Annotated in this window: 17 protein-coding genes; 10 read left to right on the top strand and 7 right to left on the bottom strand. The window is 63.8% G+C overall.

The genetic code is table 11. The annotated features are described in order from the left end of the window. Positions 1-62: 62 nt before the first annotated feature. Positions 63-1,517 carry a TrkH family potassium uptake protein gene (locus tag ACNFHO_RS21565; RefSeq protein ID WP_063543794.1) on the top strand — a complete coding sequence of 485 codons (1,455 nt, stop codon included), beginning with the start codon at positions 63-65 and terminating at the stop codon, positions 1,515-1,517. Here the strand turns inward: ACNFHO_RS21565 and ACNFHO_RS21560 are convergent. Then, positions 1,474-2,529 carry an AraC family transcriptional regulator gene (locus ACNFHO_RS21560; protein ID WP_054893258.1) on the bottom strand — a complete coding sequence of 352 codons (1,056 nt, stop codon included), beginning with the start codon at positions 2,527-2,529 and terminating at the stop codon, positions 1,474-1,476. The two genes, ACNFHO_RS21565 and ACNFHO_RS21560, sit on opposite strands and share 44 nt — an antisense overlap. Positions 2,530-2,683: 154 nt before the next feature. On the opposite strand from ACNFHO_RS21560, the gene ACNFHO_RS21555 reads away from it, so the two are divergent. Continuing rightward, entirely contained in the window at positions 2,684-2,995 is a 312-nt protein-coding gene (locus tag ACNFHO_RS21555) for a DUF962 domain-containing protein (RefSeq protein ID WP_054893259.1), read from the top strand. 21 nt (positions 2,996-3,016) lie between these two features. On the opposite strand, the gene ACNFHO_RS21550 is transcribed toward ACNFHO_RS21555, so the two are convergent. Next, positions 3,017-3,829: a UDP-2,3-diacylglucosamine diphosphatase gene (locus ACNFHO_RS21550; protein ID WP_416767302.1), complete on the bottom strand. Its 813-nt coding sequence runs from the start codon at positions 3,827-3,829 to the stop codon at positions 3,017-3,019. Between the two features lie 173 nt (positions 3,830-4,002). Here ACNFHO_RS21550 and ACNFHO_RS21545 point away from each other — a divergent pair, with 173 nt between their 5' ends. Continuing rightward, positions 4,003-4,764: a helix-turn-helix transcriptional regulator gene (locus tag ACNFHO_RS21545; RefSeq protein WP_063543790.1), complete on the top strand. Its 762-nt coding sequence runs from the start codon at positions 4,003-4,005 to the stop codon at positions 4,762-4,764. 114 nt (positions 4,765-4,878) lie between these two features. Next, positions 4,879-5,769, top strand: a complete 891-nt coding sequence (locus ACNFHO_RS21540; RefSeq protein WP_112897738.1) for a DMT family transporter — start codon at positions 4,879-4,881, stop codon at positions 5,767-5,769. On the opposite strand, the gene ACNFHO_RS21535 is transcribed toward ACNFHO_RS21540, so the two are convergent. Beyond that, entirely contained in the window at positions 5,770-6,051 is a 282-nt protein-coding gene (locus ACNFHO_RS21535; RefSeq protein WP_112897737.1) for a SelT/SelW/SelH family protein, read from the bottom strand. A 68-nt stretch (positions 6,052-6,119) separates the two neighbouring features. On the opposite strand from ACNFHO_RS21535, the gene ACNFHO_RS21530 reads away from it, so the two are divergent. Beyond that, complete coding sequence (locus tag ACNFHO_RS21530; RefSeq protein ID WP_063543784.1) at positions 6,120-8,306, top strand: patatin-like phospholipase family protein; 2,187 nt, start codon at positions 6,120-6,122, stop codon at positions 8,304-8,306. Between the two features lie 81 nt (positions 8,307-8,387). On the opposite strand, the gene ACNFHO_RS21525 is transcribed toward ACNFHO_RS21530, so the two are convergent. Then, complete coding sequence (locus ACNFHO_RS21525; RefSeq protein WP_054893265.1) at positions 8,388-8,825, bottom strand: MarR family transcriptional regulator; 438 nt, start codon at positions 8,823-8,825, stop codon at positions 8,388-8,390. A 180-nt stretch (positions 8,826-9,005) separates the two neighbouring features. Beyond that, on the bottom strand, positions 9,006-11,153 hold the full coding sequence (gene recQ / locus ACNFHO_RS21520) for a DNA helicase RecQ (protein WP_151924192.1): 2,148 nt from the start codon (positions 11,151-11,153) through the stop codon (positions 9,006-9,008). A 243-nt stretch (positions 11,154-11,396) separates the two neighbouring features. On the opposite strand from recQ, the gene ACNFHO_RS21515 reads away from it, so the two are divergent. Next, a complete protein-coding gene (locus tag ACNFHO_RS21515; protein WP_054893267.1) occupies positions 11,397-11,984 on the top strand; it encodes a YecA family protein in 588 nt (195 codons plus the stop codon). A 9-nt stretch (positions 11,985-11,993) separates the two neighbouring features. Further along, positions 11,994-12,356: a YbaN family protein gene (locus ACNFHO_RS21510; protein WP_416767301.1), complete on the top strand. Its 363-nt coding sequence runs from the start codon at positions 11,994-11,996 to the stop codon at positions 12,354-12,356. Between the two features lie 30 nt (positions 12,357-12,386). Here the strand turns inward: ACNFHO_RS21510 and ACNFHO_RS21505 are convergent, their stop codons facing one another. Continuing rightward, a complete protein-coding gene (locus tag ACNFHO_RS21505) occupies positions 12,387-19,541 on the bottom strand; it encodes a retention module-containing protein (protein ID WP_416767299.1) in 7,155 nt (2,384 codons plus the stop codon). Positions 19,542-20,020: 479 nt separating this feature from the next. Between ACNFHO_RS21505 and ACNFHO_RS21500 the strand changes: the two genes are divergently transcribed. The 3 genes from ACNFHO_RS21500 to ACNFHO_RS21490 all read left to right on the top strand — a co-directional run bounded on the left by ACNFHO_RS21500 (position 20,021) and on the right by ACNFHO_RS21490 (position 25,016). Beyond that, complete coding sequence (locus ACNFHO_RS21500; RefSeq protein WP_054893269.1) at positions 20,021-21,394, top strand: TolC family outer membrane protein; 1,374 nt, start codon at positions 20,021-20,023, stop codon at positions 21,392-21,394. A 76-nt stretch (positions 21,395-21,470) separates the two neighbouring features. Next, on the top strand, positions 21,471-23,606 hold the full coding sequence (locus tag ACNFHO_RS21495; protein WP_416767365.1) for a type I secretion system permease/ATPase: 2,136 nt from the start codon (positions 21,471-21,473) through the stop codon (positions 23,604-23,606). A 54-nt stretch (positions 23,607-23,660) separates the two neighbouring features. After that, on the top strand, positions 23,661-25,016 hold the full coding sequence (locus ACNFHO_RS21490; RefSeq protein ID WP_063543774.1) for an HlyD family type I secretion periplasmic adaptor subunit: 1,356 nt from the start codon (positions 23,661-23,663) through the stop codon (positions 25,014-25,016). A gap of 24 nt (positions 25,017-25,040) precedes the next feature. On the opposite strand, the gene ACNFHO_RS21485 is transcribed toward ACNFHO_RS21490, so the two are convergent. Beyond that, positions 25,041-25,640 (bottom strand): tRNA-uridine aminocarboxypropyltransferase, encoded by a 600-nt coding sequence (locus tag ACNFHO_RS21485; protein WP_414155025.1) that lies wholly within the window; start codon positions 25,638-25,640, stop codon positions 25,041-25,043. Between the last annotated feature and the right edge of the window lie 43 nt (positions 25,641-25,683).

Below are 25,683 nucleotides of genomic sequence, written 5' to 3'. Positions count from 1 at the left end.
TTTACATCCCGCGACCCACAGGTAGAATGGCGCCCTTTCCGTTTCGAGTCAGAGCAGATCACATGGCGTTGCCGACCTTAAGGATCATTGGTTTCATCATCGGCATCTTCCTGATCACCCTGGCGGTGAGCATGGTCGTGCCCATGGCGACCCTGCTGATCTTCGAGCGCACCGGCGACCTGCCGTCGTTCCTCTGGTCGAGCCTGATCACCTTCATCGCAGGCCTGGCGATGGTCCTGCCGGGCCGCCCGGAACACGTGCACCTGCGCCCCCGCGACATGTACCTGCTGACCGTCAGCAGTTGGCTGGTGGTCTGCGTGTTCGCCGCCCTGCCCTTCCTGCTGACCCAGCACATCAGCTACACCGACGCCTTCTTCGAAAGCATGTCCGGCATCACCGCCACCGGCTCCACGGTGCTCAGCGGCCTGGACAACATGTCGCCGGGCATCCTCATGTGGCGCTCGATGCTGCACTGGCTCGGCGGTATCGGCTTCATCGGCATGGCGGTCGCGATCCTGCCGTTGCTGCGCATCGGTGGCATGCGCCTGTTCCAGACCGAGTCCTCGGACCGTTCGGAAAAGGTCATGCCGCGCTCGCATATGGTCGCCAAGTTCATCGTCGCGGTGTACGTCGGCATCACCGTACTCGGCAGCCTGGCGTTCTGGTGGGCGGGGATGAGCCCCTTCGACGCGATCAACCACGCCATGTCGGCGATTTCCACCGGCGGTTTCTCCACCTCCGACCTGTCGCTGGCCAAGTGGGACATTCCTGCGGTGCACTGGGTCGCGGTGGTGGTGATGATCCTTGGCAGCGTGCCCTTCACCCTTTACGTGGCCACCCTGCGCGGCAATCGCCGGGCGCTGATCCGCGACCAGCAGGTACAGGGGCTGCTCGGGTTGCTGGTCGCCACCTGGGTCGTGCTCGGCACCTGGTATTGGGCCACCACCGACCTGCACTGGCTCGACGCCTTCCGCCACGTGGCACTGAACGTCACCTCGGTGGTCACCACCACCGGATTCGCCCTGGGCGACTACAGCCTGTGGGGCAACTTCTCGCTGATGCTGTTCTTCTATCTCGGCTTCATCGGCGGCTGCTCCGGCTCGACCGCCGGTGGCATCAAGATTTTCCGCTTCCAGGTCGCGTACATCCTGCTCAAGGCCAGCCTCAACCAGCTGATCCACCCGCGCGCAGTGATCAAGCAGAAATACAATGGTCACCGCCTCGACGAAGAAATCGTACGCTCGATCCTGACCTTCTCGTTCTTCTTCGCCGTGACCATCTGCGTCATCGCCCTGTTGCTGTCGCTGCTGGGCGTGGACTGGATGACCGCCCTGACCGGCGCGGCCAGTACCGTTTCCGGCGTGGGGCCGGGCCTGGGCGAGGTGATCGGCCCGGCCGGCAACTTCGCCAGCCTGCCGGATGCCGCCAAGTGGATTCTCGCCGGCGGCATGCTGCTCGGCCGCCTGGAGATCATCACGGTGCTGGTGTTGTGCATGCCTGCGTTCTGGCGTCACTGACCACTGACGCCTCCAGGCGCGCGCGGTACTCGCTGGGCGTGACGTCGAACCAGCGGCGGAAGGCCCGGTAGAAATTGCTCGGATCGGCAAAACCCAGCAGATAAGCGGTTTCCAGCAGGGTCATGCCTGGCTGCGCCAGGTATTGCTCGGCCAGCTCGCGCCGGGTGTCGTCCAGCAGGGTCTGGAAGCTGGTGCCTTCCTCCTGCAAGCGCCGCTGTAGCGTGCGCTGGGACAGGTGCAAGGCCTGGGCCACGGTTTCGCGCTTGGGTTCGCCCTGGGGCAGGATACGGCACAGGGTCTGGCGCACCCGATGGGTGACGCGACTTTCCGAGAAGCGCGCCAGGTATTCGCCCGCAAATCGATCATGGAGAATTGCCATCGCTTCGTTGGCGGTGGGCAGCGGCGCTTCCATGTCGGCTCGCTCGAGCACCAGCGCATCGTGGGGAGCCCCAAATACCAGTGGCGCGCGGAACGCGACCCGATAAGGCTCGACATTCCTGGGTTGCGGCCCCTGGATCAGCACCCGGCGCGGCTGTACCGGACGACCACTGAGCCAGCTGCACAGCGACAGCGCGCAGGCCAGCGAGGCTTCCGAGCTGTGCCGGGTCGGCGGCAGGTGATCACCGTGGACGGTAAGAATCAGCGAATAGCCCTCAGGCCCGAGACGAAAGCTCAGGTCGGAGCTTTCGGCGATGATGCGCTGATAACGCACCAGTCGCTCGAAACCTTCGGCCAGCGTACGACTGGACATCAGCGCATAGCCGACCACGTGGAAGGACGCCGGCCGCACCACTCGCGCCATGTTCAGGCCAATGGCCTCGTTTCCCGACAGCTCCACCGCCAACTGCCAGAGGCGGGTCATGGCGTCCTGGGGGAAGCGCGCATCCGGATCATCGAGGGCGGCGAAGTCCAGCCCGAGCTGCTTGAACATGGCACGACAGTCGAGCCCTTCCAGCTCGAGCGCCTTGACGATCCCTGATGCCCAGCTGGCTGACGTGGTTCTTTCACTCATGACAGGCTTCTTGTGCTGACCGCTCCAGCGGTGAATCGAAAGGATATTCAATTGGCGCCAATTGTCACTGGTAGCCACTCCCAGTGACTCTAGACTCGAAACAGGCTCCACGCCGTGTATCCTGAACAAAAACGCACCTGCGGGAACACAGCCCATGAACAGCACAGCGCAGTTTCGCAGTTTTGCCGAATTCTACCCCTACTACCTCGGCGAACACGCCAACCCTACCTGCCGACGCCTGCACTTCGTCGGCACCAGCCTGGTCATCGCCCTGCTGGCCTACACCATTGGCAGCGGCAACTGGCTGCTATTGCTGGCCATACCGTTCGCCGGGTACGGCTTCGCCTGGGTCGGACACTTCTTTTTCGAGAAGAACCGACCGGCAACCTTCACGTATCCGCTGTATAGCCTGATTGGTGATTTCGCGATGTTCCGCGATATCTTGCGAGGCAAGATCAGTCTTTGAGAGGCCTGCGGCCGCGCCGCATTACGCTGGCTCGCGCAATGCCGCGACGCGCTCGGTCTCCCGCGCCTGAGCATCGGCCAGACGGTACAGCTCGATGTGGCCATCCCAGTGCTCGATCAACGCCGTGCACGATTCCACCCAGTCTCCGCAGTTGAGGTACTCGACCTCGCCCACCTTGCGGATCTCGGCGTGGTGAATATGCCCACACACCACGCCCTGCAACCCCCGGCGTGTGCACTCATGGGCAATCGCATCCTCGAAGTCGCTGATGAAATTCACCGCACCCTTGACCTTGTGCTTGAGGTACGCCGACAACGACCAGTAGCCATACCCGTAGCGGGCACGCCAATGGTTGAGCCAGCGATTGAGCACCAGGGTGAATTCATAGGCGCGGTCGCCCAGAAACGCCAACCAGCGGTGATAGCGGGTGATCACATCGAACTGGTCACCGTGCACCACCAGCAGGCGCCGACCATCGGCGGTAAGGTGCTCGGCCTCGTCGACCAGTTGGATGTTGCCCAGGATCAGCTTCGAATAACGGCGCAGGAACTCGTCGTGGTTGCCGGTGACGTAGATCACCTCGGTACCGCGCTTGCTCATGGTCAACAGGCGACGAATCACATTGGTATGGGCTTGCGGCCAATAGATACCGCTACGCAGCTTCCAGCCGTCGATGATGTCGCCGACCAGGTAGACGCGGTCGGCCTGATAGCCCTTGAGAAACTGCGACAAGTGCTCGGCCTGGCAATCCCGGGTGCCCAGGTGCACATCGGAGATCCACAGGGTGCGCACCCGCTGCTTGCGTGACGGACGGACAAGTTCGGCATGTGTCATGGGGCGGCCTCCGGCGCTGTTTGCAGGAGACTGGCAGGTGCGCATGACAGATCGGTGGCAGTCGTGTGACGAGTGGTCGGGCGCGGATTGCGCACTGTTTACCTTTCGCGGCTAAAACCGCTCCCCCTGCGCGGCACTGCGATACACTGCTCCCCTGCCCCAAGGATGCTCCCATGGTCGGTCCGATCCTGTCCCTGCGCCATTACCGCGACGAGTTGCTCGCCCACAGCCACGAACACCCGCAACTGGTGTTCGGCCTGCGTGGGCACCTCGATTTCGAGGTACAGGGCCGAGGCACGCGTATCGACCGCCAGGGGCTCATCGTGGTCCCCGCTGGTTTTCACCACACCTGCGCCAGCGACGCGGGCAGCCACTGCCTGGTGCTGGATATTCCAGGCGAACACTGGCTGCGCGAACAGATGGGCGGCCACGCCGAGGCCAGCCACCGCCTGCTCGAACGCCCAGCGGCGCTGCTGCTCGACGGCCGCCAGCAGCAACTGGTGGACTGGCTCGCAGCGAGCGCGGTGGACGATCCGCTGATCAGCCGCCAAGGCGCACTCCTGCTGCTGGCCAGCCTGAACACCGCCGCCGCCCCCACCACGCCCAGCAAACGCCTGCCCTACGCAGCCTTCGATGCACATATCGAGCGTCATGCCGCACACCCTCTGCAAGTCGCCGACCTGGCCAGGCTGGCCGGTTTGTCAGGTGCTCGTCTGCACGCACGCTTCGTCGAGGAATGCGGCATGACACCGATGGACTACATCCGCCAGCGGCGTTTGCTCAAGGCGCGGCAACTGATCGTCCTTACCTCGCTGCCGATGGGCGAAATCGCCGCACAGGTGGGTTACAGCTCGCAGAGTGCGTTTTCGGCGGCGATATTGCGGGCGTTCGGCCTTACGCCGCTGGCGCTGCGACGAGAGTCTGGCGACAACTGACGCCAGGATGACGACAGAATCTGTTCTCCCCCGGCTCTACACTGTGCCTGTGCCAGCCTGTGGGTAAGGTCTACCCGCGCAAGTGCCAGCAAAGATCTCGAGCAAGGACTCACCATGAACCACCGTACTGCCCTCGGCGCCCTGCACATCGGCGCGCTGTTCTTCGGCCTCACCGGCGTCTTCGGCAAACTGGCCGCCAGTGCCACGCCCTCGATCATCGTCTTTGGCCGCGCACTCTTCGCGGTGCTCGCCCTGGCCCTGTTCGCCGGCCTCGCCCGCAAGGGCTGGCAGCGACTCAGGGCTCAGGACCTGGGGCGCCTGCTGCTTGGCGGCATATTGCTGGCCGGGCACTGGGTGAGCTTCTTCATCGCCGTGCGGGTCGGCGGCGTTGCCATCGCTACCCTCGGCTTTGCCAGCTTTCCAGCGTTCACCGTGATCCTCGAAGGCGTGCTGTTCCGCGAGCGCATCCGTCGCAACGAAGCCCTGCTGGTACTGCTGGTAAGCATCGGCCTGGTGCTGGTCACCCCGGCGTTCAACCTGGCCAGCGAGGCTACGGGCGGCCTGCTTTGGGCCTTGCTTTCGGGCCTGCTGTTCTCGCTGCTGTCGCTGACCAATCGAGCCGGCTCCGGCCGCGTGCCTGCGGTACAGGCTGCGCTGTGCCAGAACCTGGTGGTCGGTGTGTGCCTCCTGCCCTTCGCCTTGCCGGGGCTCGGCGCGGTGAAGCCCATGGACTGGCTCTGGATCGCCCTGCTCGGCATCTTCTGCACCGGGGTGGCGCACAGCCTGTTCGTCGCCAGCCTGGCAGTGATCAAGGCCCGCACCGCCTCGGTGGTGTTCGGCATGGAACCGGTCTACGGTATCGCCGTGGCCTGGATGGTGTTCGCCGAGACGCCCACCCTGCGCATGCTCGCTGGCGGAGCGCTGATCATCTTCGCCATCGTGCTGTCCAGCCGCCTGTCTGCCGAACCACCGTCAAGGAGGGAACGCCTGGCCGAAGGCGCATGATCAACGGTCGTTGTGGCCCAGGTCTCGCTGCGGGTCGATCTGGTCACGCACCCGCTGCTTGAGCACCTTGGCCTCGGGGAAGCCACCATCGAGCTTGCGCTCCCAGATCTGCGCGCCGTCGCAGGTGATTCGAAACACCCCACCGGTGCCCGGTTCCAGGGCCACTCGCGCAAGATCGTCGCCAAAGGTGCTGAGCAGCTCCTGAGCCAGCCAGGCAGCACGCAGCAGCCATTGGCACTGCGTGCAATACGTGATGACAACTTCTGGCTTGGTATCGGCCATGTGGAGACAGTTCCTGGTGAGTGAGCCGCTTATACTAGCGGTCTTTGCCCATCGCGTTGAGACTCACGATGCATCATCTGCTGTTATGCCTGTTGCTGGCGCTCACCTCGTTCACCGCCCTGGCCGTGGAGCCGCCTCGGCCCAAGGTCGGCCTGGTGCTGTCGGGGGGTGCTGCCCGCGGCCTTGCGCATATCGGCGTGCTCAAGGCCCTGGAGGAACAAGGCGTGCACATCGACGCCATCGCCGGGACCAGCATGGGCGCGGTGGTTGGCGGCCTGTATGCCTCCGGCTACAGCATCGAGGAGCTCGAACACCTGGCCCGTACCCTCGACTGGCAGCAGGCACTTTCCGACGCTCCGCCGCGCAAGGATGTGCCGTTTCGCCGCAAGCAGGACGACCGCGATTTCCTGGTCAAGCAGAAGCTGAGCTTTCGCGATGACGGCAGCCTTGGCTTGCCGCTGGGGGTGATACAGGGCCAGAACCTGTCATTGCTGCTGGAAAGCAAGCTGGCCCACACCGCTGACATTCGTGACTTCGACAAACTGCCGATCCCGTTCCGCGCCGTTGCCACCGACATCGCCAGCGGTGAGAAGGTGGTGTTCCGCCGTGGTCACCTGCCTCAGGTGGTGCGCGCCAGCATGTCGATTCCGGCAGTGTTCGCCCCGGTCGAGCTCGATGGGCGCCTGCTGGTGGACGGTGGCATGGTCGACAACATCCCGCTGGATGTGGTGCGCGAAATGGGCGTGGACATGGCTATCGTCGTCGATATCGGCACCCCGCTGCGCAGCCGCAAGCAACTGGCCACGGTCGTGGACGTGCTCAACCAGTCGATCACCCTGATGACCCGGCGCAACTCCGAGGAACAACTGGCCAGCCTGCACCGCGACGACATCCTGGTACAGCCAGCACTGGCAGCCTTTGGCGTGACCGACTTCGGCCGTGCCCAGGACATGATCGACGCCGGCTACCGCGCCACCCGCGCCCTCGACGCACGCCTGGCGGTGCTGCGCCAGGCTGGCGGCGACAGCCAGTTGGCCGTGGCACGCTCTGCGCAACAGCGCACGCCCATCATCACGGCGATCAAGGTGGAGAACGATTCAAAGGTCAGCGATGACGTGATCCGCTACTACATCCGCCAGCCCCTGGGCGAGCCGCTGGAGCTGGAGCGCCTGCAAACCGATATGGGTACCCTCTACGGCCTGGACTACTTCGACCGGGTGCAGTACCGCGTGGTGCACAAGGGCGAGGAAAACACGCTGGTGATCAACGCCCGGGGTAAACGCGGCGGTACCGACTACCTGCGCCTGGGCCTGAACCTGTCCGATGACATGCGCGGCGACAGTGCCTTCAATCTGGGTGCCAGCTATCGGATGAACGGCATCAATCGCCTGGGCGCCGAATGGCTGACCCGGGCACAGATCGGCGATCAGCAGGAGCTCTACAGCGAGTTCTACCAGCCGCTGGACGTCGGCTCGCGCTACTTCGTCGCCCCGTACCTGTCGCTCGGCTCGCAGAACATCGAAGCGACCCTGGACAACGACCCGGTGGCCGAGTACCGCCTGGAACGCTACGGCTTTGGTCTGAACCTGGGTCGACAGATCGGCACCTACGGGGAAGTACGCCTGGGCGTAGGCAAGGCCTGGGGTGAGGCGGAAGTGCGCATCGGCGACCAGGACCTGCCAAAGGTCAGCTTCAATGAAGGCTTCTACGAACTGAAATACTCCTTCGACACCCTCGACAACGTGTACTTCCCCCACAGCGGCGAAGACATCGGCCTGACCTTGCGCAAGTACGACCGCTCGCTGGACTCGGACAGCGACTACCGACAGTGGCAGTTCAACATCGACAAGGCGTTGAGCTATGGGCCGAACACCTGGGTATTCGGCGGCCGCTATGGCCGCACCCTGGACGATACCGAGGTGGTGACCTCCAGCTTCGTGCTTGGCGGCGCTCGGCAGCTATCGGGCTTTCGCCAGGACTCGGTGTCGGGGCAGAACATCAGCCTGATGCGCGTGGTCTACTACCGTCGCCTGACACCGCGCGCCTACCTGCCGCTGGACTTCCCGCTGTACCTGGGCGGGTCGCTGGAGCGTGGCCGCGCCTGGAACAACGACAACGAGTTCGACAGTGGCTATATCAACGCCGCGAGCATCTTCCTCGGGCTGGACACGCCGCTTGGGCCGCTGAACATCAGTTATGGCGCCAACACCGAGCACCAGAAGGCGGTGTACCTGAATCTGGGACACACCTTCTAGAGCGTACGAAGGCGCGACAAAAAAACGGATAGGGCGTGAGCCACTATCCGTTTTCTTGTACCGCCAAGCGTGGTGCGGGGGTCAGGACTTCTCGAGATTGCCCAGAATCTTCGCGTGCACACGCATGCACACCTCCAGATCCGCCTCATCAACGCCCGTGAAGAGTTCGGCGCGAAGGGCATTGGCAATGGTTTCGATCTGATCGATGAGCGGTTTTGCAGGCGGGCACAACAGGATCTTCTTCGCCCGCCGATCTTCCATGACCGCTTGGCGCCGTACCAGCCCCTGACTTTCCAGGCTGTCGAGCAGACGCGCCAGGGTCGGGCCTTCGACGCCGACACTCTGCGCCAGCTCGCGCTGGGTCGGCGATTCGTCGAAACGGGCCAGGTGCAGCAGCACCAGCCAGCGGGCCTGGGACAGGTTCAGCCCAGCCAGGCGGCGGTCCAGTTCGGCGCGCCAGCCCCGGGACATCTGGGCCAGCTGCATGCCGAAGCGGTGTTGGTTGTCGGTCAGGGGCATAAGCAACTCGATCGATAGAACTAATTATTAGTCAGCTAATCATGCCCCGGGGTATCAGGCAAGGCTCGACGAGTGGGAAAGGTCCGATAATCGACAAAAAGAATGACAAAGGTCAGGAATGGCCGGGATACCCGGCGTTGTCAGCGGCACCCTACGCTTGCGGCAACAGGCACTGCTGCCTCAAAGCTCGAACTCCGCCGCCAGCGCCGCCCGCACGCAATACAGCACCCCTTCCGGCACGCGTTGGCCAAACTGCGGAGCGATGGCCGAAACCGGCGGCAGTTCACCCTCCCCGTCGAGGAATGCGTCCTGCACCTCCATCATCAATTCTTCTGGCAAGTCCAGCGCCTGCTCCAGGCTCAGCTCCTGGCGCCCGATGGCCTCGGCCAACAGGCTGTAGACGTTCTTCTCGCTGCAGTTCAATTGCCCGGCGATCTGCGCCGGAGTCATCCCAGCGCGGGCCAGGCTGACCAGTTCGTGCCGCAGGTCGAGCACCACCTTCGGCGCCTCCTCGGTGCCGCCGGCGCCGTTGAGTACTTCCAGGAACGCCTGGCCATAGCGCTCCAGCTTGCGCGCCCCCACGCCGCTGACCTGGGCCATGTCGCTGAGACTGGTGGGCTGGCTGCGCAGCATCTCGAGCAACGTCGAATCGGGGAAGATGACATAGGGCGGCACGCTGTGCTCCTCCGCCAGCTTGCGGCGCAGTGTGCGCAGCGCTTCCCACAGCTCGCGCTCTTCGGCACGCACCAACTGGCTGGCTGGGCTGCCGCCGCCACTGCCCGAGGACTTGGCCACGGTCTGCGGCTTGAGATCGCGACGCAATTGCAGGTTCACTTCGCCGCGCAGCAGTGGCCGGCAGGTGTCGGACAGACGCAGGCCGCCATAACCCTCGAGGTCGATGTCCACCAGGCCGCGGGCAACCAGCTGACGGAACAGCGATCGCCATTCGTGCTCGCCCAACGCCTTGCCGACCCCGAACACCGACAGTTTCTCGTGACCGAAATTACGTACCTTCTCGGTATCCTTGCCCAGCAGGACATCGACCAGATGGCCGACCCCATAGCGCTGGCCAGTGCGAAACACGGCCGACAGCGCCTGACGCGCGGGCTCGGTGGCATCCCAGGTCTGCACATTGTCGACGCAGTTGTCGCAATGGCCGCAGGGCTGCTCGAGCACCTCATCGAAGTAGGCCAGCAGCGACTGGCGCCGGCAGCGCGTCTCTTCGCACAGCGCCAGCATCGCGTCGAGCTTGTGTTGTTCGATACGCTTGTGACGCTCATCGCCTTCGGAGTTCTGCAGCATCTGCTTGAGCATCACCATGTCCTGCAGGCCATAGGCCATCCAGGCATCGGAAGGCAGGCCATCACGCCCGGCCCGACCGGTTTCCTGGTAATAGGCCTCAAGCGACTTGGGCAGGTCCAGGTGAGCGACGAAACGCACGTTGGGCTTGTCGATGCCCATGCCGAACGCGATGGTGGCGACCATGATCAGCCCTTCCTCGTTGAGGAAGCGGTGCTGGTTGGCCGAGCGGGTCTCTGCAGCCAGGCCAGCGTGATAGGGCAGTGCCGGGAATCCCTGCTCGCAGAGGAAGGCGGCGGTTTCATCGACTTTCTTGCGCGACAGGCAGTAGACGATGCCGGCGTTGCCGCGCCGCTCGCCGAGAAACGCCATCAGTTGCTTGCGCGGCGACTCCTTGGGCACGATGCGATAGAAGATGTTGGGCCGGTCGAAGCTCGACAAGAAACGCTCCGCGCCCTGCAGATGCAGGCGCTGGACGATTTCCTCACGGGTGCGCATGTCGGCGGTGGCGGTCAGGGCAATGCGCGGCACATGCGGGAACAGTTCGGCAAGCTGGCCCAGTTGCAGGTACTCGGGGCGGAAATCATGCCCCCATTGCGACACGCAATGCGCTTCGTCGATGGCGAACAGCGCGATATCCAGGTCGCGCAGGAACTCCAGCATGCGTGGCTGCACCAGGCGTTCAGGCGCCAGGTACAGCATCTTCACCTCACCGCGGCGCAGGCGCCCAGCGAGGTCGCGCTGCTGCTCGGGGCTGAGCGTCGAGTTCAGCGCGGCCGCGGCCACCCCCAGCTCGTCGAGCGTGGCGACCTGGTCGTCCATCAACGCGATCAGCGGCGACACCACCACGGTCAGGCCCGGACGCAGCAGGCCTGGCACCTGGAAACACAGCGACTTGCCACCACCGGTGGGCATCAGGACCAGTGCATCGCCCCCGTTGGCCACGCATTCGATGATCGCCGCCTGGCGACCTCGGAAGCTGTCGTAGCCGAAGATATCCTTGAGGACGCGCTGAGCCTGTTCGAGCATTTGCCACTCCAAATCGCCGTACCATCCTGGACACAGGCTGGACGATAAATCCGCCGCGCGCACACCGAATGCGTAAGCGGTTTTTGCCGGGCTGCGCAGAAACGCCAGCTGGCTTGAAAAACCGCGGAGTATACCCGACTGCCCTGCTCTGCGGCAGGCTACGGTGACAGACGTTCCCTTTGCCCCGCCAAGGCTGCAAGGTGCTAGAATTCACTATCGTTTATTCCCCAAGGTAGCCCTGTAATGTCCTTCGCCGAGCAACTGACCCGCCTGCAAGCCTTCCTCGACGCCGACGAGCTGCACGAGGAAGCACTGGACTACGTCGCCGCACACGGCTACCTGACCGCGTTGTCGATCTGTGCCGAGGACGTCCCCGAGCGCGAATGGATCGACGCGCTTTTCGCCGAAGAACCTCACTACGCCAGCGAAGCCCAGCGCACCGAGATCGAAGCGACGCTGGTGGCCCTCAAGGGCCACATCGCTCGCCAGCTGGCCAGCGACGAAGAGTTCGACCTGCCCTGCGAGCTGGACCTGACCGACGAGCCGGACGATTCCGACCTGCGCGGCTGGTGCATCGGCTTCATGGAAGGCGTGTTCCTGCGTGAAGAGGCCTGGTTCGAGAACGCCGAAGAGGAAGTCAGCGAAATGCTGCTGCCGATCATGGTTGGCTCGGGTCTGTTCGACGAGCAACCTGAGTTCGCCGACATCGCCAGCAACGCCAACCTGCAGGACGACATGGTCGTGCAGATTCCCGAGGCACTCAGCGCGCTGTTCCTGCTGCTGCACGCGCCGGACGAAAAACCAGCCCTGCTCAAGCCGCGCCACCACTGATTCACAGTGGTGCGCTACCTGCTGCTGGCCGTCGGCTGGCTCAGTGTCGAGCTGGGGGTGCTGGGGATCTTCCTGCCGGTGTTGCCCACCACCCCTTTCCTGCTGCTGGCGGCGGCCTGTTTCGCCCGCAGCTCACCACGATTCCACGACTGGTTGGTGAACCACCCCAGGCTCGGACCGTGGATTCGCGACTACCTCAACGGCGACGGTATCCCGCTCAAGGGCAAGGTCTACGCCATCGGCCTGATGTGGGCGAGCATCGGGCTGTCGTGCTATCTGGTGCCGCTGTTCTGGGCCAGGGCCTTCATGCTCACCAGTGCCGTACTGGTCACCCTCTACATCCTCAAGCAGAAGACCCTGCGCCTGCCCTGAACACGCGCCTACAGAAGGCAAGCCCGGTCGTCACACGGTATCCACCTTCAACGAATGATCGTTGAGCATGCCGTTGATGACGGTCGCGGTATCGAACCCCGCCGCGATCATGCCTCCCGCTCCCGCCGTCACCCCGTAATGCTGGGCCAGGTCGACACCGGCAAGATCGATGGTCTGGGTCGCCGCAGCGCCCGCCACGCTGCTGACCTCGATGGTCGAGACCACATTGACCCCACTGCCACTGATCTTGAAGTGCAGGTAGTCATCCAGTGACGCCGCCGTGGCGTTCTCGCCCTGCAGCAATTGCGACAGGTCGAGCCGGTCGCTGCCCGGCGTGAAGTCGGTCACCCGGTCGTGCCCGGTGTCGCCTTTCTGCCAGACGAAGGTATCGTTGCCGCTGCCGCCGGTGAGTGTGTCGTTGCCTGGCCCGCCAATGAGGATGTCGTTACCGCCACCGCCGATGAGGATGTCGTCCCCCAGGCCACCGCTGAGCACATTGTCCCCATCGTTGCCGATCAGCGTGTCGTTGTAGTCCGAGCCGATCAGATTCTCGATGCTGACCAAGGTGTCGAGCCCCGCACCGCCGGTGTTCTGCGCACCGACATGGCCGAGATCGACCGTCACCCCGGCAGTGGCCGACGCGTAGCTGGCGGTGTCATTGCCTGGCCCACCGTCCAGCAGGTCGTTGCCGGGGCCACCGATCAGCAGATCATCTCCCTCCCCGCCGTACAGGGCGTCGTTCCCCACCCCTCCCACCAGCACATCGTGACCGGCACCACCGTTCAAAGTGTCATCGCCATTGCCCGCCAGCAGTACATCGTCGCCCGCCGTGCCCTGCAAGGTGTGACCTGCCTGATAGGTGATGTCCACCGCCCCGGAGGCGCTGCCACCATGGTTGTCGCTGAGCGTGTAGCTGCCCTGGTAGACCTCGTTTTCGGCATGGCTGTAGTCGATCACCAGGCTCAGCTTGTAGTTCTCCGCCGCCTTGCTGTTGCCCAGGGCGTTCTCGCTGTTGATCACATGAATGCTGTACACACCGTCGTGGCTGGCCGTGAAGCTGCCACCGTCGGCGATGGGCTGGTAGTTGCCATTGGCATCCTTCCATTCCAGCATCAGGTTGCCTGCCGGGCGGTCATGGTCGAGGCTGAGGCTTTCACCCTTGCGCAGGGTTACGGTCAATGTGTCCTCATCATTGGCATTGCCGGTGCTGATCGAACCCAGGTAGCCAGCAATCACCAAGGCCGCCGTCATGGAACCCGAAATCGCAGTGAAGTCACTGCGCGCCAGGTCCTTGAGCTGGTTCTCGGGCTTGTTGACGGTGCCGTCGAACTTGAGCGTCTGCACCTGGCTGCCCACCGTGAAGCCCGCGCCTTTGTCGGCAAAGCCCGTGTTGAAGGTGATGGGCGCAGCGCTCAGGTGGTCGTGATCCGCATCGCTGTCATTGGCCAGCAGCGCCTCGGCCGGTACGGTGACGCTGGCACCGGCGATGTTGGTGATGATGTGGTCGGCCCCCGCCACCGGGGCGCTGTTGCTGTTGATCTTCACCACCAGGCTGGCACTGCTGGTGTCGCCATCGTTGTCGCTGACAGTGAAGCCGAATTTCTCGACCTGGCTGCTGCCGCTGTCCTTTGGCGGCGTGTAGGTAAATTCGCCGGTGTCCATGTCCACCAGCAGCGTGCCACCGAGCGCTGTCTTGATCGACAGGGTATTGCCGGTGGTGTCGAAACTGGCCTTGTCCGGGCCACCGGCGACCGTATAGCCGCCCTGGCCGGCGTTGGCTTTCGGGTCGAAGGTGTAGGTGGTGCCATCGACCAGCAGCGCCTTGATGAAGCCGCCATCGGCACCGTAGTGGCCACCGCTCATAAGGCTGCCGGTAATCGGCGCACCTTGTACCGTGCCGGACAGCACCGCGCTGAGCTGGCTCAGATCGGTGACCACCACCGAGTCGGTGTCGACATGGCTGCTGCCATCGTAGGCCAGCGGGTCGAGGTTGGCCTGGTTCACCCCGGTGCCGAGGCCAATGGCGTAGGACTTGATCCCGTTGTTGTCGAGGAAGCTTTCCCAGGCTGTTTCGCGCACGGCGGTCATCGAATGGCCGTTTGTGGGCACGCCGTCGGAGAAGAAGTAGCTGATGTTCTGCGCCCCCGCGATCTTGCCGCTGGTGACAAAGGCTTCCTGCGCCTTGGACGCGGCGGAGTCGTAGTAGGTCGAACCGTCTGCGCTCAGACCGGCGACGATACTCTTGGCCTCGGCGATCGACACCCAGACCGGCGTCTTGACCCAGGCCCCGGTGGCGAAGGTGACGATCTGCACCTTGATATCGCCCATGTCGTCGTACTTGTCGAGCAAGGCGTTGATCGCCTGCTTGGCCAAGGCCAGACGGCTCAGCCCCTGCACACCAGAGTCAAAGTTCATGCTGCCGGAGACATCGATCACCAGCAGGATATTGGAGTCCACCTGGCCGGGCGTGATGCTGCGCTCGGCGCACACGGCCTTGGGCACATCATCGACGATGGAAATGGCGATGCTGCTGGTGACACTGTTGCCCAGTGAATCGGTGGCCTTGTAGGTGAAGTACTCGACGACTCGATTGGCGCCATCGTCCGCCCCACCCGGCGTTTTCGGTGCCGAGGTCAGGGTGTAGGTGTAGGAGCCGTCGGCGTTGATCTGGATTTGCCCGAACTGGCCGACAGCATTGCCCACCAGGCTATAGGTCAATGCACCAACACCCCCGCCGACCGATCCCACCAGGCTGCCGGAGGCGGTTTCCGCCGTTGAGTGCGGGTCGCTGCCCGTGACCGTGCCCGCCGCCAGGTCGTTACCGTCCTTGACCAGGTCGAGCGCTTTCTCGTACACGGTTACGTCACGGTCCTCACAGGCCACCAGCTTGCTGTCCTGCACATTGATGGTGATGGTCGTGGTGCTCTCGTCACCATCGGCATCGCGAATGGTGTAGACGAACACGTCGCTAGCGCCGGCCTTGGACACACTGTCAGGGTTGGCGTGATAAGTCGCATTGCCCTGGGCATCGAGGGTCAGGTAGCCGTACTGGCCCATGACCTGGCTGCCAAGCTGGCCAATTGCCGAAGTCGAAGTATCGGAGCCTGCGCGCACGCCGACCACATACTGACCATCTGCCCGTACATCGGCACCGACAATGTCGTTGTCCAGCACATTGCCGCTGACCACACCACCTTCAGTCACGGTGGCCACATCGCAATGGGCCTTGGGTACGTCGTCGACGATGGTGATGACGATGGTGCTGGTGGTCGAGTTACCTACGGCGTCCGTCACTTGATAAGTGAAGGACTCGGTCAGGCTGTTCGCGCCATCATTGGCGTTGCCCGGCGTTTTCGGTGCAGAGGTCAGGGTGTAGGTGTAGGAGCCATCGGCATTGAGCTGGATCTGCCCATATTGCCCCGTGGCGTTGCCCACCAGGCTGAAGGTCAGTGCGCCCACACCCCCACCCACCGAGCCCGCGAGGCTGCCGGATGCAGTTTCCGCTGTCGAGTGCGGGTCGCTGCCGGTGACATTGCCTGCCGCCAGGTCGTTGCCATCCTTGTTCAGGTCCAGTGCTTTTTCATACACCTTCACTTCGCTGTCTTCGCAGGCCACCAGCTTGCTGTCGTGCACGTTGATGGTGATGGTCGTCGTGCTATCGTCGCCGTCGGCATCGCGGAGGGTGTAGACGAACACGTCGGTAGCGCCGGCCTGGGACACGCTGTTGGGGTTGGCGTGATAGGTCGCATTGCCCTGTGCATCGACGGTCAGGTAGCCGTACTGGCCCATGACCTGGCTGCCGACCTGGCCAATCGCCGAAGTCGAGGTGTCGGAGCCGGCACGCACGCCGACCACGTACTGGCCGTCCCCCCGCACATCGGCGCCGACAATGTCGTTGTCCAGTACGTTGCCGCTGACCACACCGCCTTCAGTCACGCTGGCCACATCGCAGTGCGCCTTGGGCACATCGTCGACGATGCTGATGACAATGGTGCCAGTAGTCGAATTACCCAGCGAATCCTTCACCTGGTAGGTGAAGGACTCCGTCAGCGTGTTCGCGCCGTCGTTGACGTTGCCCGGCGATTTCGGCGCCGAGGTCAAGGTGTAGGTGTAGGAACCATCGGCATTGAGCTGAATCTGCCCGTACTGTCCGGTGGCGTTGCCCACCAGGGTGAAGGTCATCGCCCCGATACCGCCACTCACCGACCCGGCCAGCGAGCCCGAGGCCGTCTCGCCTGGGGAATGCGGATCGCTGCCGGTGACGGTACCCGGCGCCAGATCATTGCCATCCTTCACCAGGTCCAGCGCCTTCTCGTACACCGTCACGCCGCCATCAGGCGTCGCGACCAACGAGCAGTCGTGGATATCAATGGTGATGGTGGTGGTGCTCTCGTCACCGTCGGCATCGCGGAGGGTGTAGACGAACACATCCGTGGCACCGGGCGGCGTGACGCTGTCGGGGTTGGCGTGATAGGTCGCGTTGCCCTGGGCATCGAGGGTCAGGTAGCCATACTGACCGACCACCTGGACGCCCAGTTGGCCGATGGCCGACGTGGAAGTGTCCCCGCCTGCGCGAACCCCGACCACGTATTTGCCATCGGCCACCACATCGGCACCGAACACATCGTTGACCAGTACGTTGCCACTGACCGTGCCGCCCTCGAAGACATTGGCAAAATCGCTGTGTGCCTTGGGCACGTCGTCGACGATGGTGATGACGATGGTGCTGGTGGTCGAGTTGCCCAGCGAATCCTTCACCTCGTAGGTGAAGCTCTCGGTCAGACTGTTCGGCCCATCATTGACGTTATCCGGCGATTTCGGCGCCGAGGTCAGCGTGTAGGTGTAGGAACCATCGGCATTGAGCTGGATCTGGCCATACTGGCCCACCGCGTTGCCCACCAGCGTATAGGTCAGGGCGCCAATGCCACCGCTCACCGAACCCGCCAGGCTACCGGAGGCGGTTTCGCCGGTGGAGCTCGGCGCACTGCCGGTGACAGTACCCGGCGCCAGGTCATTACCATCCTTCACCAGATCCAGCGCCTTCTCGTACACCGTCACGCCATCGTTAGGCCCGGCGATCAGCGAGCAGTCCTTGACGTTGATGGTGATGGTGGTGGTGCTTTCGTCACCGTCGGTGTCGCGAATGGTATAGACGAACACATCGGTGGCGCCGGCCGGCGCCACGGCATTCGGGTTGGCATGGTAGGTGGCGTTGCCGGCGGCATCGATGGTCAGGGTGCCGTACAGGCCACCGATCGCGGTGTTGAGATTGCCGATGGCCGAGGTCGAGGTATCGGACCCCGCCCGCGCGCCCACCACCACATTGCTGGTGCCAGCCTGGTCGGCGCCCAACTGATCGTTGAGCAGCACATTGCCGCTGACCGTGCCACCTTCCACCACGCTGGCCGAATCGGGCTGCGCCTGGGGCACGTCGTCGACGATGTTCACATCCAGGGTGGCCGTGGCGCTGCTGCCATCGGTGTCCTGGGCGATCACGCTGAAATGCTCGCTCAGGCTGTTGGTGCCCTCGCCCACGGGATGGCCTTCGTTACCGAGCAAGGTGTAGCTGTAGCTGACCACGCCGGTGGTCGGGTTGTAGCCGGTGATGGTCAGGGTGTTGCCCAGCGCGGTCGTGATCGACTGCGGGAAGCCCGCCACCAGGCCGCCGCTGACCACGCTGATACCGCCGACCGTCAGGGTCTGCAGGCCGTCCGGTGCACTGACGGTAAAGCTGCCGCTCTGGGTCAGGGCGGTGTTGTCCGGCGCACTGCCGTTGCTCAAGTGCTTCTCGTAGACCGTCAGTTCACCGCCCTTCACATCCAGACCACCGAGCGTTACCGGATCGTCGAGGTTGGTGATGTTCAGGGTCAGGGTCGCACTGCTGGTGTCACCGTCCGCATCCTTCAGGGTGTAGGTGAAGGTCTCGACGCCATGTCCGCCACCGTTGAGGTTCTTGAAGTCCGCATCCTCGGGGTTGAGCGTGTAGGTGTAGGAGCCGTCCGCAGCGAGCACCAGGGTGCCGTAGGTTCCGACGTAGGTACCGGCTACCACGGGGCCGCCGACCACCCGATCAGCGCCCTGGACGTCGTTGTCCAGCACGTTGCCGGTAAGTTGGGTGTGCTGCTCGGTGGCAGTGACCGCATTGGTGTCGTTGACCGCCGTGGGCACATCGTCGCGAATGATCACGTCCAGCGAACCACTGGCCACATCGCCATCCGTGTCGCTGACCAGCACCGGGAAATGCTCGCCGAGTTCATTGCTGCCCGCTCCGTCCGGATGCTGCTCGGCGCCGGTGAGGGTGTAGCTGTAGCTGACCACGCCCGTGGACGGGTTGTAACCGGTGATCGTGAGGATGTTGCCAAGGCCCGTGGTGATCGACTGGCCCACGCCGGTCACCACCCCGGCAGTCACCACGTTGATACCACCGACGCTGAGGTTGAACACACCATCCGGCGCGACCACGGTGAAGCTGCCGGACTGGGTCAGGGCCGCCGGGTTGCTGGCCGACCCCAACGGCAGGTTCGCTTCGTTGAGAGTCAGTTCGGCGGGGCTCAGGTCGAGCCCGCGCAGGGTCACAGGATTGTCCGGCGGTGTGACAGGCGGATTTACAGGCGGATTTACAGGGGGATTGATCGGGGGAATGGCCGGAGGACCGAACGGCCCTGCGTTGTTGTCGACATCCAGGGTACCGATGTAGCGGTTGGCCAGTTCCGGAATACCGTTGAAGCCTGCGGTGGGGAAGCCGATGGTCGGATCGACCCGCCCGGCCACTTCGGTCAGCAACACGAAGCTGTGCCCGCCGCCCAAGGCCCCGGGCGCGCCATTGGCGCCAGGCCCGGCGGCGGGTGCCTCGCCCTCCTGCGTCGGGTCGGCACCTGCGGCAATGGCTTGTTGCAGGCGCTCGACATCGCTGAGCTGCGCCTGGCTGGGCAGCGTATCAGGGGCATGTACGTGGGGAGCTCGGTTGGCCAACAGGTCCGGGGTCATCTCCAGGCTGCTGCCTCGTCCCAACGTCAGCTCGGCGCCGTTGTGCAAACGTACGGCCACAGCACCGGCGGCCCCGGTTTCCAGTTGCTCGCCAGCGAACAGGCGGTCGCCCTCCACCAGCAGGCGCTTGGCACCATCGCTGCCCACCGCGAATACCTGGCCTATGACCTTGCTGACCACGCCAATTGATTTAGCCATGAACGCACGCCTCCCCTGCCGATTGGCTTTCTGCAGTGGCGGACAGGCCAGGTAATGCGGGAAGCGATCCTTTGCGGGTCTCGCGTCTGTCACAAGGGTGAGAAATCGCCTTCACCAAGACAGCTCAACACGTGCGGTAGTGGTAATTGGCCATTATTCTAATGCCAATTTTTTGTCGCCAAAATCCGCCGTTGTTGTCCTCTCCAGGGTCCTTAGCTGCAAAAAATCTGGAACTTTCTCAGAAGCCCGGAAATCAGGTACTGCAGCCGATTTACCCGAGCGCTTGAATAGAACAATGTCTCGGTTTGCTTAGACCGCATAAGTTTTTTTTCGCATAGACCTTATGAAAAAATCTTCTTAGCTCGCCCGTTAAATGTTCTTAGCTCTGTTGTTACAAACCTGAAACGGTTTCAACTCAATTTTTCGTCATTTTTTTGGCGAATAGCAGGATCTTTTTAAAGACCAGGGAGAAGTACCCCATGCGCGTGTTAACCCCCATCACCAGTGCGATTCTGTTGGCCATGGCCTGTGCCAACGCTCAGGCGATGTCGATCACCGAGGCTGTCCAGAGCGCCGTGGACTACCACCCTCAGATCAGCTCCAATCGCAACAGCAAGCTGTCGGCCGATGAGGATGTGAAGTTCGCGCGCGGAGGCTACTTCCCCACGGTCGATCTGGTGGCCGGCTATGGCCGTCAGCGCTCGGACAACCTCAATACGCGGGGCATCAACCCCGACGGCACGCGCAATCACAACAAGGAAACCCTCAACTACACACAGTCCGAACTGCGCCTGCGGCAAATGATCTTCGACGGCTTCAACACCGCCAACGAAGTCGGGCGTACCGAATCGGTGGCCACCTCGCGCGCGTACTACACCCAGGCCATCGCCCAGGATGTCGCCCTGCGCGCCATCGAGGTGTACCTGGAAGTACTCAAGCGCCGTGAGCTGGTGACCCTGGCCAAGAACAACCTGCAGGCGCACCTGCGCGTCAACGACCAGATCGGCCTGCGCAGCGAACGCGGTGTCGGCAGCACCGCCGACCTCGACCAGTCCCGCGCCCGTCGCGCCCTGGCGGAAAACAACCTGGACACCGCCGAGGTCGACCTGGCCGACGCCGAGGCCAACTTCTACAGCGTCATCGGACGTCAGCCCGACGAACTGGAAACGCCGACCTCGATCAAGATCCAGATGCCCAGCACCCTCGACGAAGCCCGCCAGGGCATGCGCGAGAACAACCCGTACCTCAAGTCCGCCCAGGCCGATGTCAACGCGGCGGAGAAACAGTACGAAGTGGCCAAGTCGCCGTTCTACCCACGCCTGGACGCAGTACTGGCCACCGGCGCCAACAACAACCTGGGCGGCGAGCGCGGCCACAGCAACAACGACTGGCAAGCCGGCGTCGAGCTCAGCTACAACCTGTTCCGTGGCGGCAGCGACAAGGCGCGCCTGCAGTCCGATGCGCACAAGATCAACCAGGCCATGGACATCCGCAACAACGCCCTGCGCGAGCTCACCGAGAACCTGAGCCTGGCCTGGAACGCCATGAACAACGCGCGCAAGCAGACCCCTAGCGCCCGCGAATACGCCGAGACCACTCAACGCGTACGCGGTGCCTACCAGGACCAGTTCGGCCTGGGCCAGCGCACCCTGCTCGACGTGCTCGACAGCGAGAACGAGCTGTACAACGCCAACCGCCGCTACACCGAGGTGCGCTACACCGAAGAATTCTCCATGTACCGGGTGCTGGCGACCATGGGCGAGTTGCTGAGCAAGCAGCGCATCTCACTGCCACCGGAAGCCATCGCCAAGACCGACGTACGCAATGAGGCGCAGTTGCCCGACATGCGCTAGGCCCTGCATCAGGCGGCTGTAGACCTCTGCAGCCGCCTCCCGTCCACCGCGGCAGGAGTAGGCCATCGTGACCAGTATGCAAAGCACGCAGCCCACCCTGGCTGCGGATGATCCGTTGCTCGATGGCCTACTGATCCTGTGCAAGGTTCATGGGTGCCCGGCCAGCCGTGCCAGCCTGTGCGCCGGCCTGCCGCTGGCCGACCAGCGCCTGAGCCTCGAACTATTGCCCCGCGCCGCCGCCCGCGCCGGCCTGCAGGCACGCGTACTGCGCCGCGAACTGAGCGCCATCAATACACTGAACCTGCCGGTACTGTTGCTGCTCGGCGATGGACGCAGCGCCGTGCTGCAACGCTGGAACGAAGATGGACGGGCGCTGATCCTGCCGTGCGAGGCCGACGGTGGCGAGCAATGGGTCGAGCGCCAGGCGCTGGAGCAGGCCTACAGCGGTCAAGCCCTGTTCGCCCGCCCGCGACATACCCTTGAAGACCTGCGTACGCCACTGCTGCCACGGGTCGAAGCCTGGTTTCGCGACACCCTCAAGCATTCGCGGTCGCTGTACAGCGATGCCCTGCTGGCCAGCCTTCTGATCAACCTGCTCGGGCTGATGGTGCCGCTGTTCGTGATGCAGACCTACGACCGCGTGGTGCCCAACCAGGCCCTCTCGACCCTGTGGGTGCTGGTCATCGGCCTGTTCATCGGTACCGCCTTCGAATTGGTGCTGCGCATGGTCCGGGCACACCTGCTGGACCAGGCCGGAAAGAAGACCGACCTGATCCTGTCGGCCACGCTCTTCGAACGCATCACCGGCATGGCCATGAAAGCACGTCCGGCCAGCATCGGCGGCTTCGCCCAGAGCATCCACGACTTCCAGGGCCTGCGCGAATTCCTCACCGCCGTGACCCTGACCAGCATCATCGACCTGCCCTTCGTGGTGCTGATGTTGCTGGTCATCGGCCTGCTCGGCGGCTGGCTGGTGGTTATCCCGCTGGTCGCCTTCCCCCTGGCGGTGGGCGTGGCGTTGTTCATCCAGATACGCCTGCGAGACACGGTGCAGAAAAGCCTGAGCCTCGGCGCCGTGCGCCAGGCCTTGCTGATCGAAACCCTTGGCGGCCTGGAAACCCTCAAGGCCTGTGGCGCCGAAAGCGAGCGCCAATACCAGTGGGAACACACCAACGGCGCCATCGCCCGTCTCGACGCCCATGCCCGCAACCTGTCGGCCCTGGCCAGCAACGGCACGCTGTTCATCCAGCAGTTCTGCGGCATGGCCACCATCGTCGCGGGGGTCTATTCGATCATCGCCGGCAGCCTCAGCGTGGGCGCGCTGGTCGCCTGCTACATGCTCGGCAGCCGGGTGCTGGCGCCGCTGGGCCAGATCGCCGGGCTGATCACCCGCTACCAACAAGCACAACTGACCATGCGCAGCACCGACGCACTGATGAGCTTGCCGCAGGAGCGCCAACCCGGTCAGCAGGCGCTGGAGCATACGGTGCTGCAAGGCGGCCTGGGCATCAGCCACGTGACGTTCCGCTATCCCGGTCAGGTCGCCGCGGCACTGAACGATATCAACCTGTCGATCAAGCCCGGCGAGCGCATCGGCATCATCGGCCGCAGCGGTTCGGGCAAGAGCACGCTCGGGCGATTGTTGATGGGGTTTCATCACCCTGACGAAGGCCAGGTGCTGCTGGACAACCTTGACCTGCGCCAGCTGGATATCGCCGACCTGCGCAATCAGCTTGGCTATGTCGCCCACGACATGCCCCTGCTGGCAGGCAGTCTGCGCGACAACCTGACCCTGGGCGCACGCCACGTCAGCGATGCGCGCATGCTCGAAGTCGCCGAGCTGACCGGAGTCAGCGAACTGGCCCGCCAACACCCGCAGGGCTTCGACCGCCCGCTGGGCGAGCGCGGCCAACTGCTCTCCGGCGGCCAGCGCCAGGCCGTCCTGCTGGCCCGTGCACTGTTGCTGGAGCCGCCGATCCTGATCCTCGACGAACCCACCAGCCACATGGACAACAGCAGCGAAGACCAACTGCGCCAACGCCTGCTGGCCTGGGTGCCCGGCAAGACCCTACTGCTGGTCACCCACCGCAGCTCGATGCTCAGCCTGGTGGATCGGCTGGTGGTACTGGACAACGGCAAGGTGGTGGCCGACGGGCCGAAGGACGCGGTGATCGACGCCCTGCGCAAAGGCCGTATCGGCGCAGCCCTGTAAACGACGTGAAGGACGGCGCTGCCACAGGCACCGTGGTTTTCATCGGAGGTAGACATGCCCCTCAGCCATAGTGTGCGCAGCCAGCTCTCCGGCGCCGACAAGCATGCCGAGCGCGACTACATGCCGGAGCTGGCAGGTGCCACCCTGCAGGACTCGCCGCGCCTGTCGCGCATCACGGTGTGGCTGGCAGCAGCGCTGTTGCTGGTGGCCCTGGTCTGGGCAAAGTTCGCCGTGCTCGACGAGGTCACGGTCGGCGAAGGCAAGGCCATCCCCTCGAGCAAGGTGCAGGTGATCCAGAACCTCGAAGGCGGCATCGTCACCGAGATCTTCGTGCGCGAAGGGCAGATGGTCGACAAGGGCGCCACCCTGCTGCGCCTGGATGACACCCGTTTCAAGTCGAACAAGGGCGAGAGCGAAGCCGACCGTTATGCCCTGACCGCACAGGTCGAGCGCCTGTCGGCCGAGGCAGAAGGGCGCCCCTTCGCGCTGTCGGACGAAGTCCGCGCCAAGGCACCGCAGGTGGCCGAAGACGAAATCGCCCTCTATCAATCACGCCAGCGCCGGCTCGCCAGCGAGAAGCAGACGCTCAACGAACAACTGCGGCAGAAGACCCAGGAACTCGCCGAATTCCGCTCAAAGGTCGAGCAGTACCGTTCGGCCGTTGGCCTGCTGCAGCAGGAGCTGGACATGTCGTCACCCTTGGTGAGCAAGGGCGCCATTTCGCCGGTGGAGATCCTGCGCCTCAAGCAGCGCAGCGTCGAAGCCCGCGGCCAACTGAACGCGACCAACCTGGCCATCCCTCGCGCCGAAGCGGCCATCGCCGAGATTCGCAGCAAGATCCAGGAGTCCGATGCAAGTTTTCGCTCGGACGCCGCCAAGGAGCTCAACGACAAGCGCACGGAACTGTCGAAGATCACCGCCACCAGCATCGCCATCGACGACCGGGTCAACCGCACCACCGTGGTGTCGCCGGTACGGGGCATCGTCAAGCTGCTCAAGGTCAACACCATCGGCGGCGTGGTCCAGCCCGGCAGCGACCTGGTGGAGATCGTCCCAATCGAGGACAACCTGCTGATCGAAGCCAAGGTGCGCCCGCAGGACGTGGCGTTTCTGCATCCGGGGCAGGTGGCGATGGTCAAGTTCAGTGCCTACGACTACACCATCTATGGCGGGCTCAAGGCCACGCTCGAGCTGATCAGCGCCGACACCGTCACCGACGACAAGGGCAATGCGTTCTACCTGATCCAGGTGCGCACCGAGAAAAACCATTTGGGCGGGGACAACAAGCCGCTGCTGATCATCCCGGGGATGACCGCGACAGTGGACATCATCACCGGGCAGAAGAGCGTGCTGGATTACCTGCTCAAGCCGGTGATGAAGGCCCGGACCGAGGCGATGCGCGAGCGGTGAGGGTCTTGGGATTGGTGGTGACCATCATTCTCCCCCATGATTCCGAGCAAAGGTCTCAGCCCCCATGGCGCTGATCTGCCCCTCGATCAACGCCTCGAACGGCCTGAGCAATTCATCGAAATTCGCTGGCTGTTCCAACACATTCAACGCCTGCACCACCGCTTCGATGGTCGACACCGCACCTGCCTCCGGCGCCTTGCGCAGTCGGTAGCGCGAGGGCTGGAGCTGGCCGAGCGTCACCCGCGGAAGTTCCTCGAGCAGCGGGTTGAGGTACAGCAACTTGCGTGCCTTGCGCCAGGTCCCGTCTGGGACGATCAGCAGCAACGGCAACGCATCGCCTTCGCCATAGGCCGACACCACCTCGGCCTGCTCGCCCGGGAACAACAGCACCGGACGATAGCCGGGAGTGGCCAGCAGTGCGGGCAGATCCTCGAAGACCTCAGCAATCAACAGTTCGGCATTGCGCAGCCCCAAAGCCGCCAGGCGGGCGGTGTTCAGGGCGTGGCTGGTTTCACTGGGGTGCTGCAGCAGGACCACGCGGGTGCGGCTGTCGAGTGATGGGATCAGTGGGCAGAGGCAATGGGCGAGCGGGCGCTGGCAGCGCTCGCAGCGGGGTCTGGGCATGGGGGTCTCCGTTGGCGGAGGGATTTTGCCATATGCCGGGGCT

Origin of the sequence: Pseudomonas sp. NY15374 (assembly GCF_048068255.1) — a bacterium.
In the GTDB taxonomy this organism is placed as follows: domain Bacteria; phylum Pseudomonadota; class Gammaproteobacteria; order Pseudomonadales; family Pseudomonadaceae; genus Aquipseudomonas; species Aquipseudomonas machongensis.
The sequence above is the reverse complement of the archived record's forward strand: the minus strand, read 5'-3'. Positions and strand labels throughout refer to the sequence as shown.

Coding starts and splice junctions, on each gene's coding strand:
- ACNFHO_RS21490 (WP_063543774.1), top strand. CDS start 23,661: ATGCCCCTCAGCCATAGTGTGCGCAGCCAGCTCTCCGGCGCCGACAAG.
- ACNFHO_RS21495 (WP_416767365.1), top strand. CDS start 21,471: ATGCAAAGCACGCAGCCCACCCTGGCTGCGGATGATCCGTTGCTCGAT.
- recQ (WP_151924192.1), bottom strand. CDS start 11,153: ATGCTCGAACAGGCTCAGCGCGTCCTCAAGGATATCTTCGGCTACGAC.
- ACNFHO_RS21560 (WP_054893258.1), bottom strand. CDS start 2,529: ATGAGTGAAAGAACCACGTCAGCCAGCTGGGCATCAGGGATCGTCAAG.
- ACNFHO_RS21515 (WP_054893267.1), top strand. CDS start 11,397: ATGTCCTTCGCCGAGCAACTGACCCGCCTGCAAGCCTTCCTCGACGCC.
- ACNFHO_RS21525 (WP_054893265.1), bottom strand. CDS start 8,825: ATGCCCCTGACCGACAACCAACACCGCTTCGGCATGCAGCTGGCCCAG.
- ACNFHO_RS21565 (WP_063543794.1), top strand. CDS start 63: ATGGCGTTGCCGACCTTAAGGATCATTGGTTTCATCATCGGCATCTTC.
- ACNFHO_RS21500 (WP_054893269.1), top strand. CDS start 20,021: ATGCGCGTGTTAACCCCCATCACCAGTGCGATTCTGTTGGCCATGGCC.
- ACNFHO_RS21535 (WP_112897737.1), bottom strand. CDS start 6,051: ATGGCCGATACCAAGCCAGAAGTTGTCATCACGTATTGCACGCAGTGC.
- ACNFHO_RS21530 (WP_063543784.1), top strand. CDS start 6,120: ATGCATCATCTGCTGTTATGCCTGTTGCTGGCGCTCACCTCGTTCACC.
- ACNFHO_RS21545 (WP_063543790.1), top strand. CDS start 4,003: ATGGTCGGTCCGATCCTGTCCCTGCGCCATTACCGCGACGAGTTGCTC.
- ACNFHO_RS21485 (WP_414155025.1), bottom strand. CDS start 25,640: ATGCCCAGACCCCGCTGCGAGCGCTGCCAGCGCCCGCTCGCCCATTGC.
- ACNFHO_RS21540 (WP_112897738.1), top strand. CDS start 4,879: ATGAACCACCGTACTGCCCTCGGCGCCCTGCACATCGGCGCGCTGTTC.
- ACNFHO_RS21555 (WP_054893259.1), top strand. CDS start 2,684: ATGAACAGCACAGCGCAGTTTCGCAGTTTTGCCGAATTCTACCCCTAC.
- ACNFHO_RS21550 (WP_416767302.1), bottom strand. CDS start 3,829: ATGACACATGCCGAACTTGTCCGTCCGTCACGCAAGCAGCGGGTGCGC.
- ACNFHO_RS21505 (WP_416767299.1), bottom strand. CDS start 19,541: ATGGCTAAATCAATTGGCGTGGTCAGCAAGGTCATAGGCCAGGTATTC.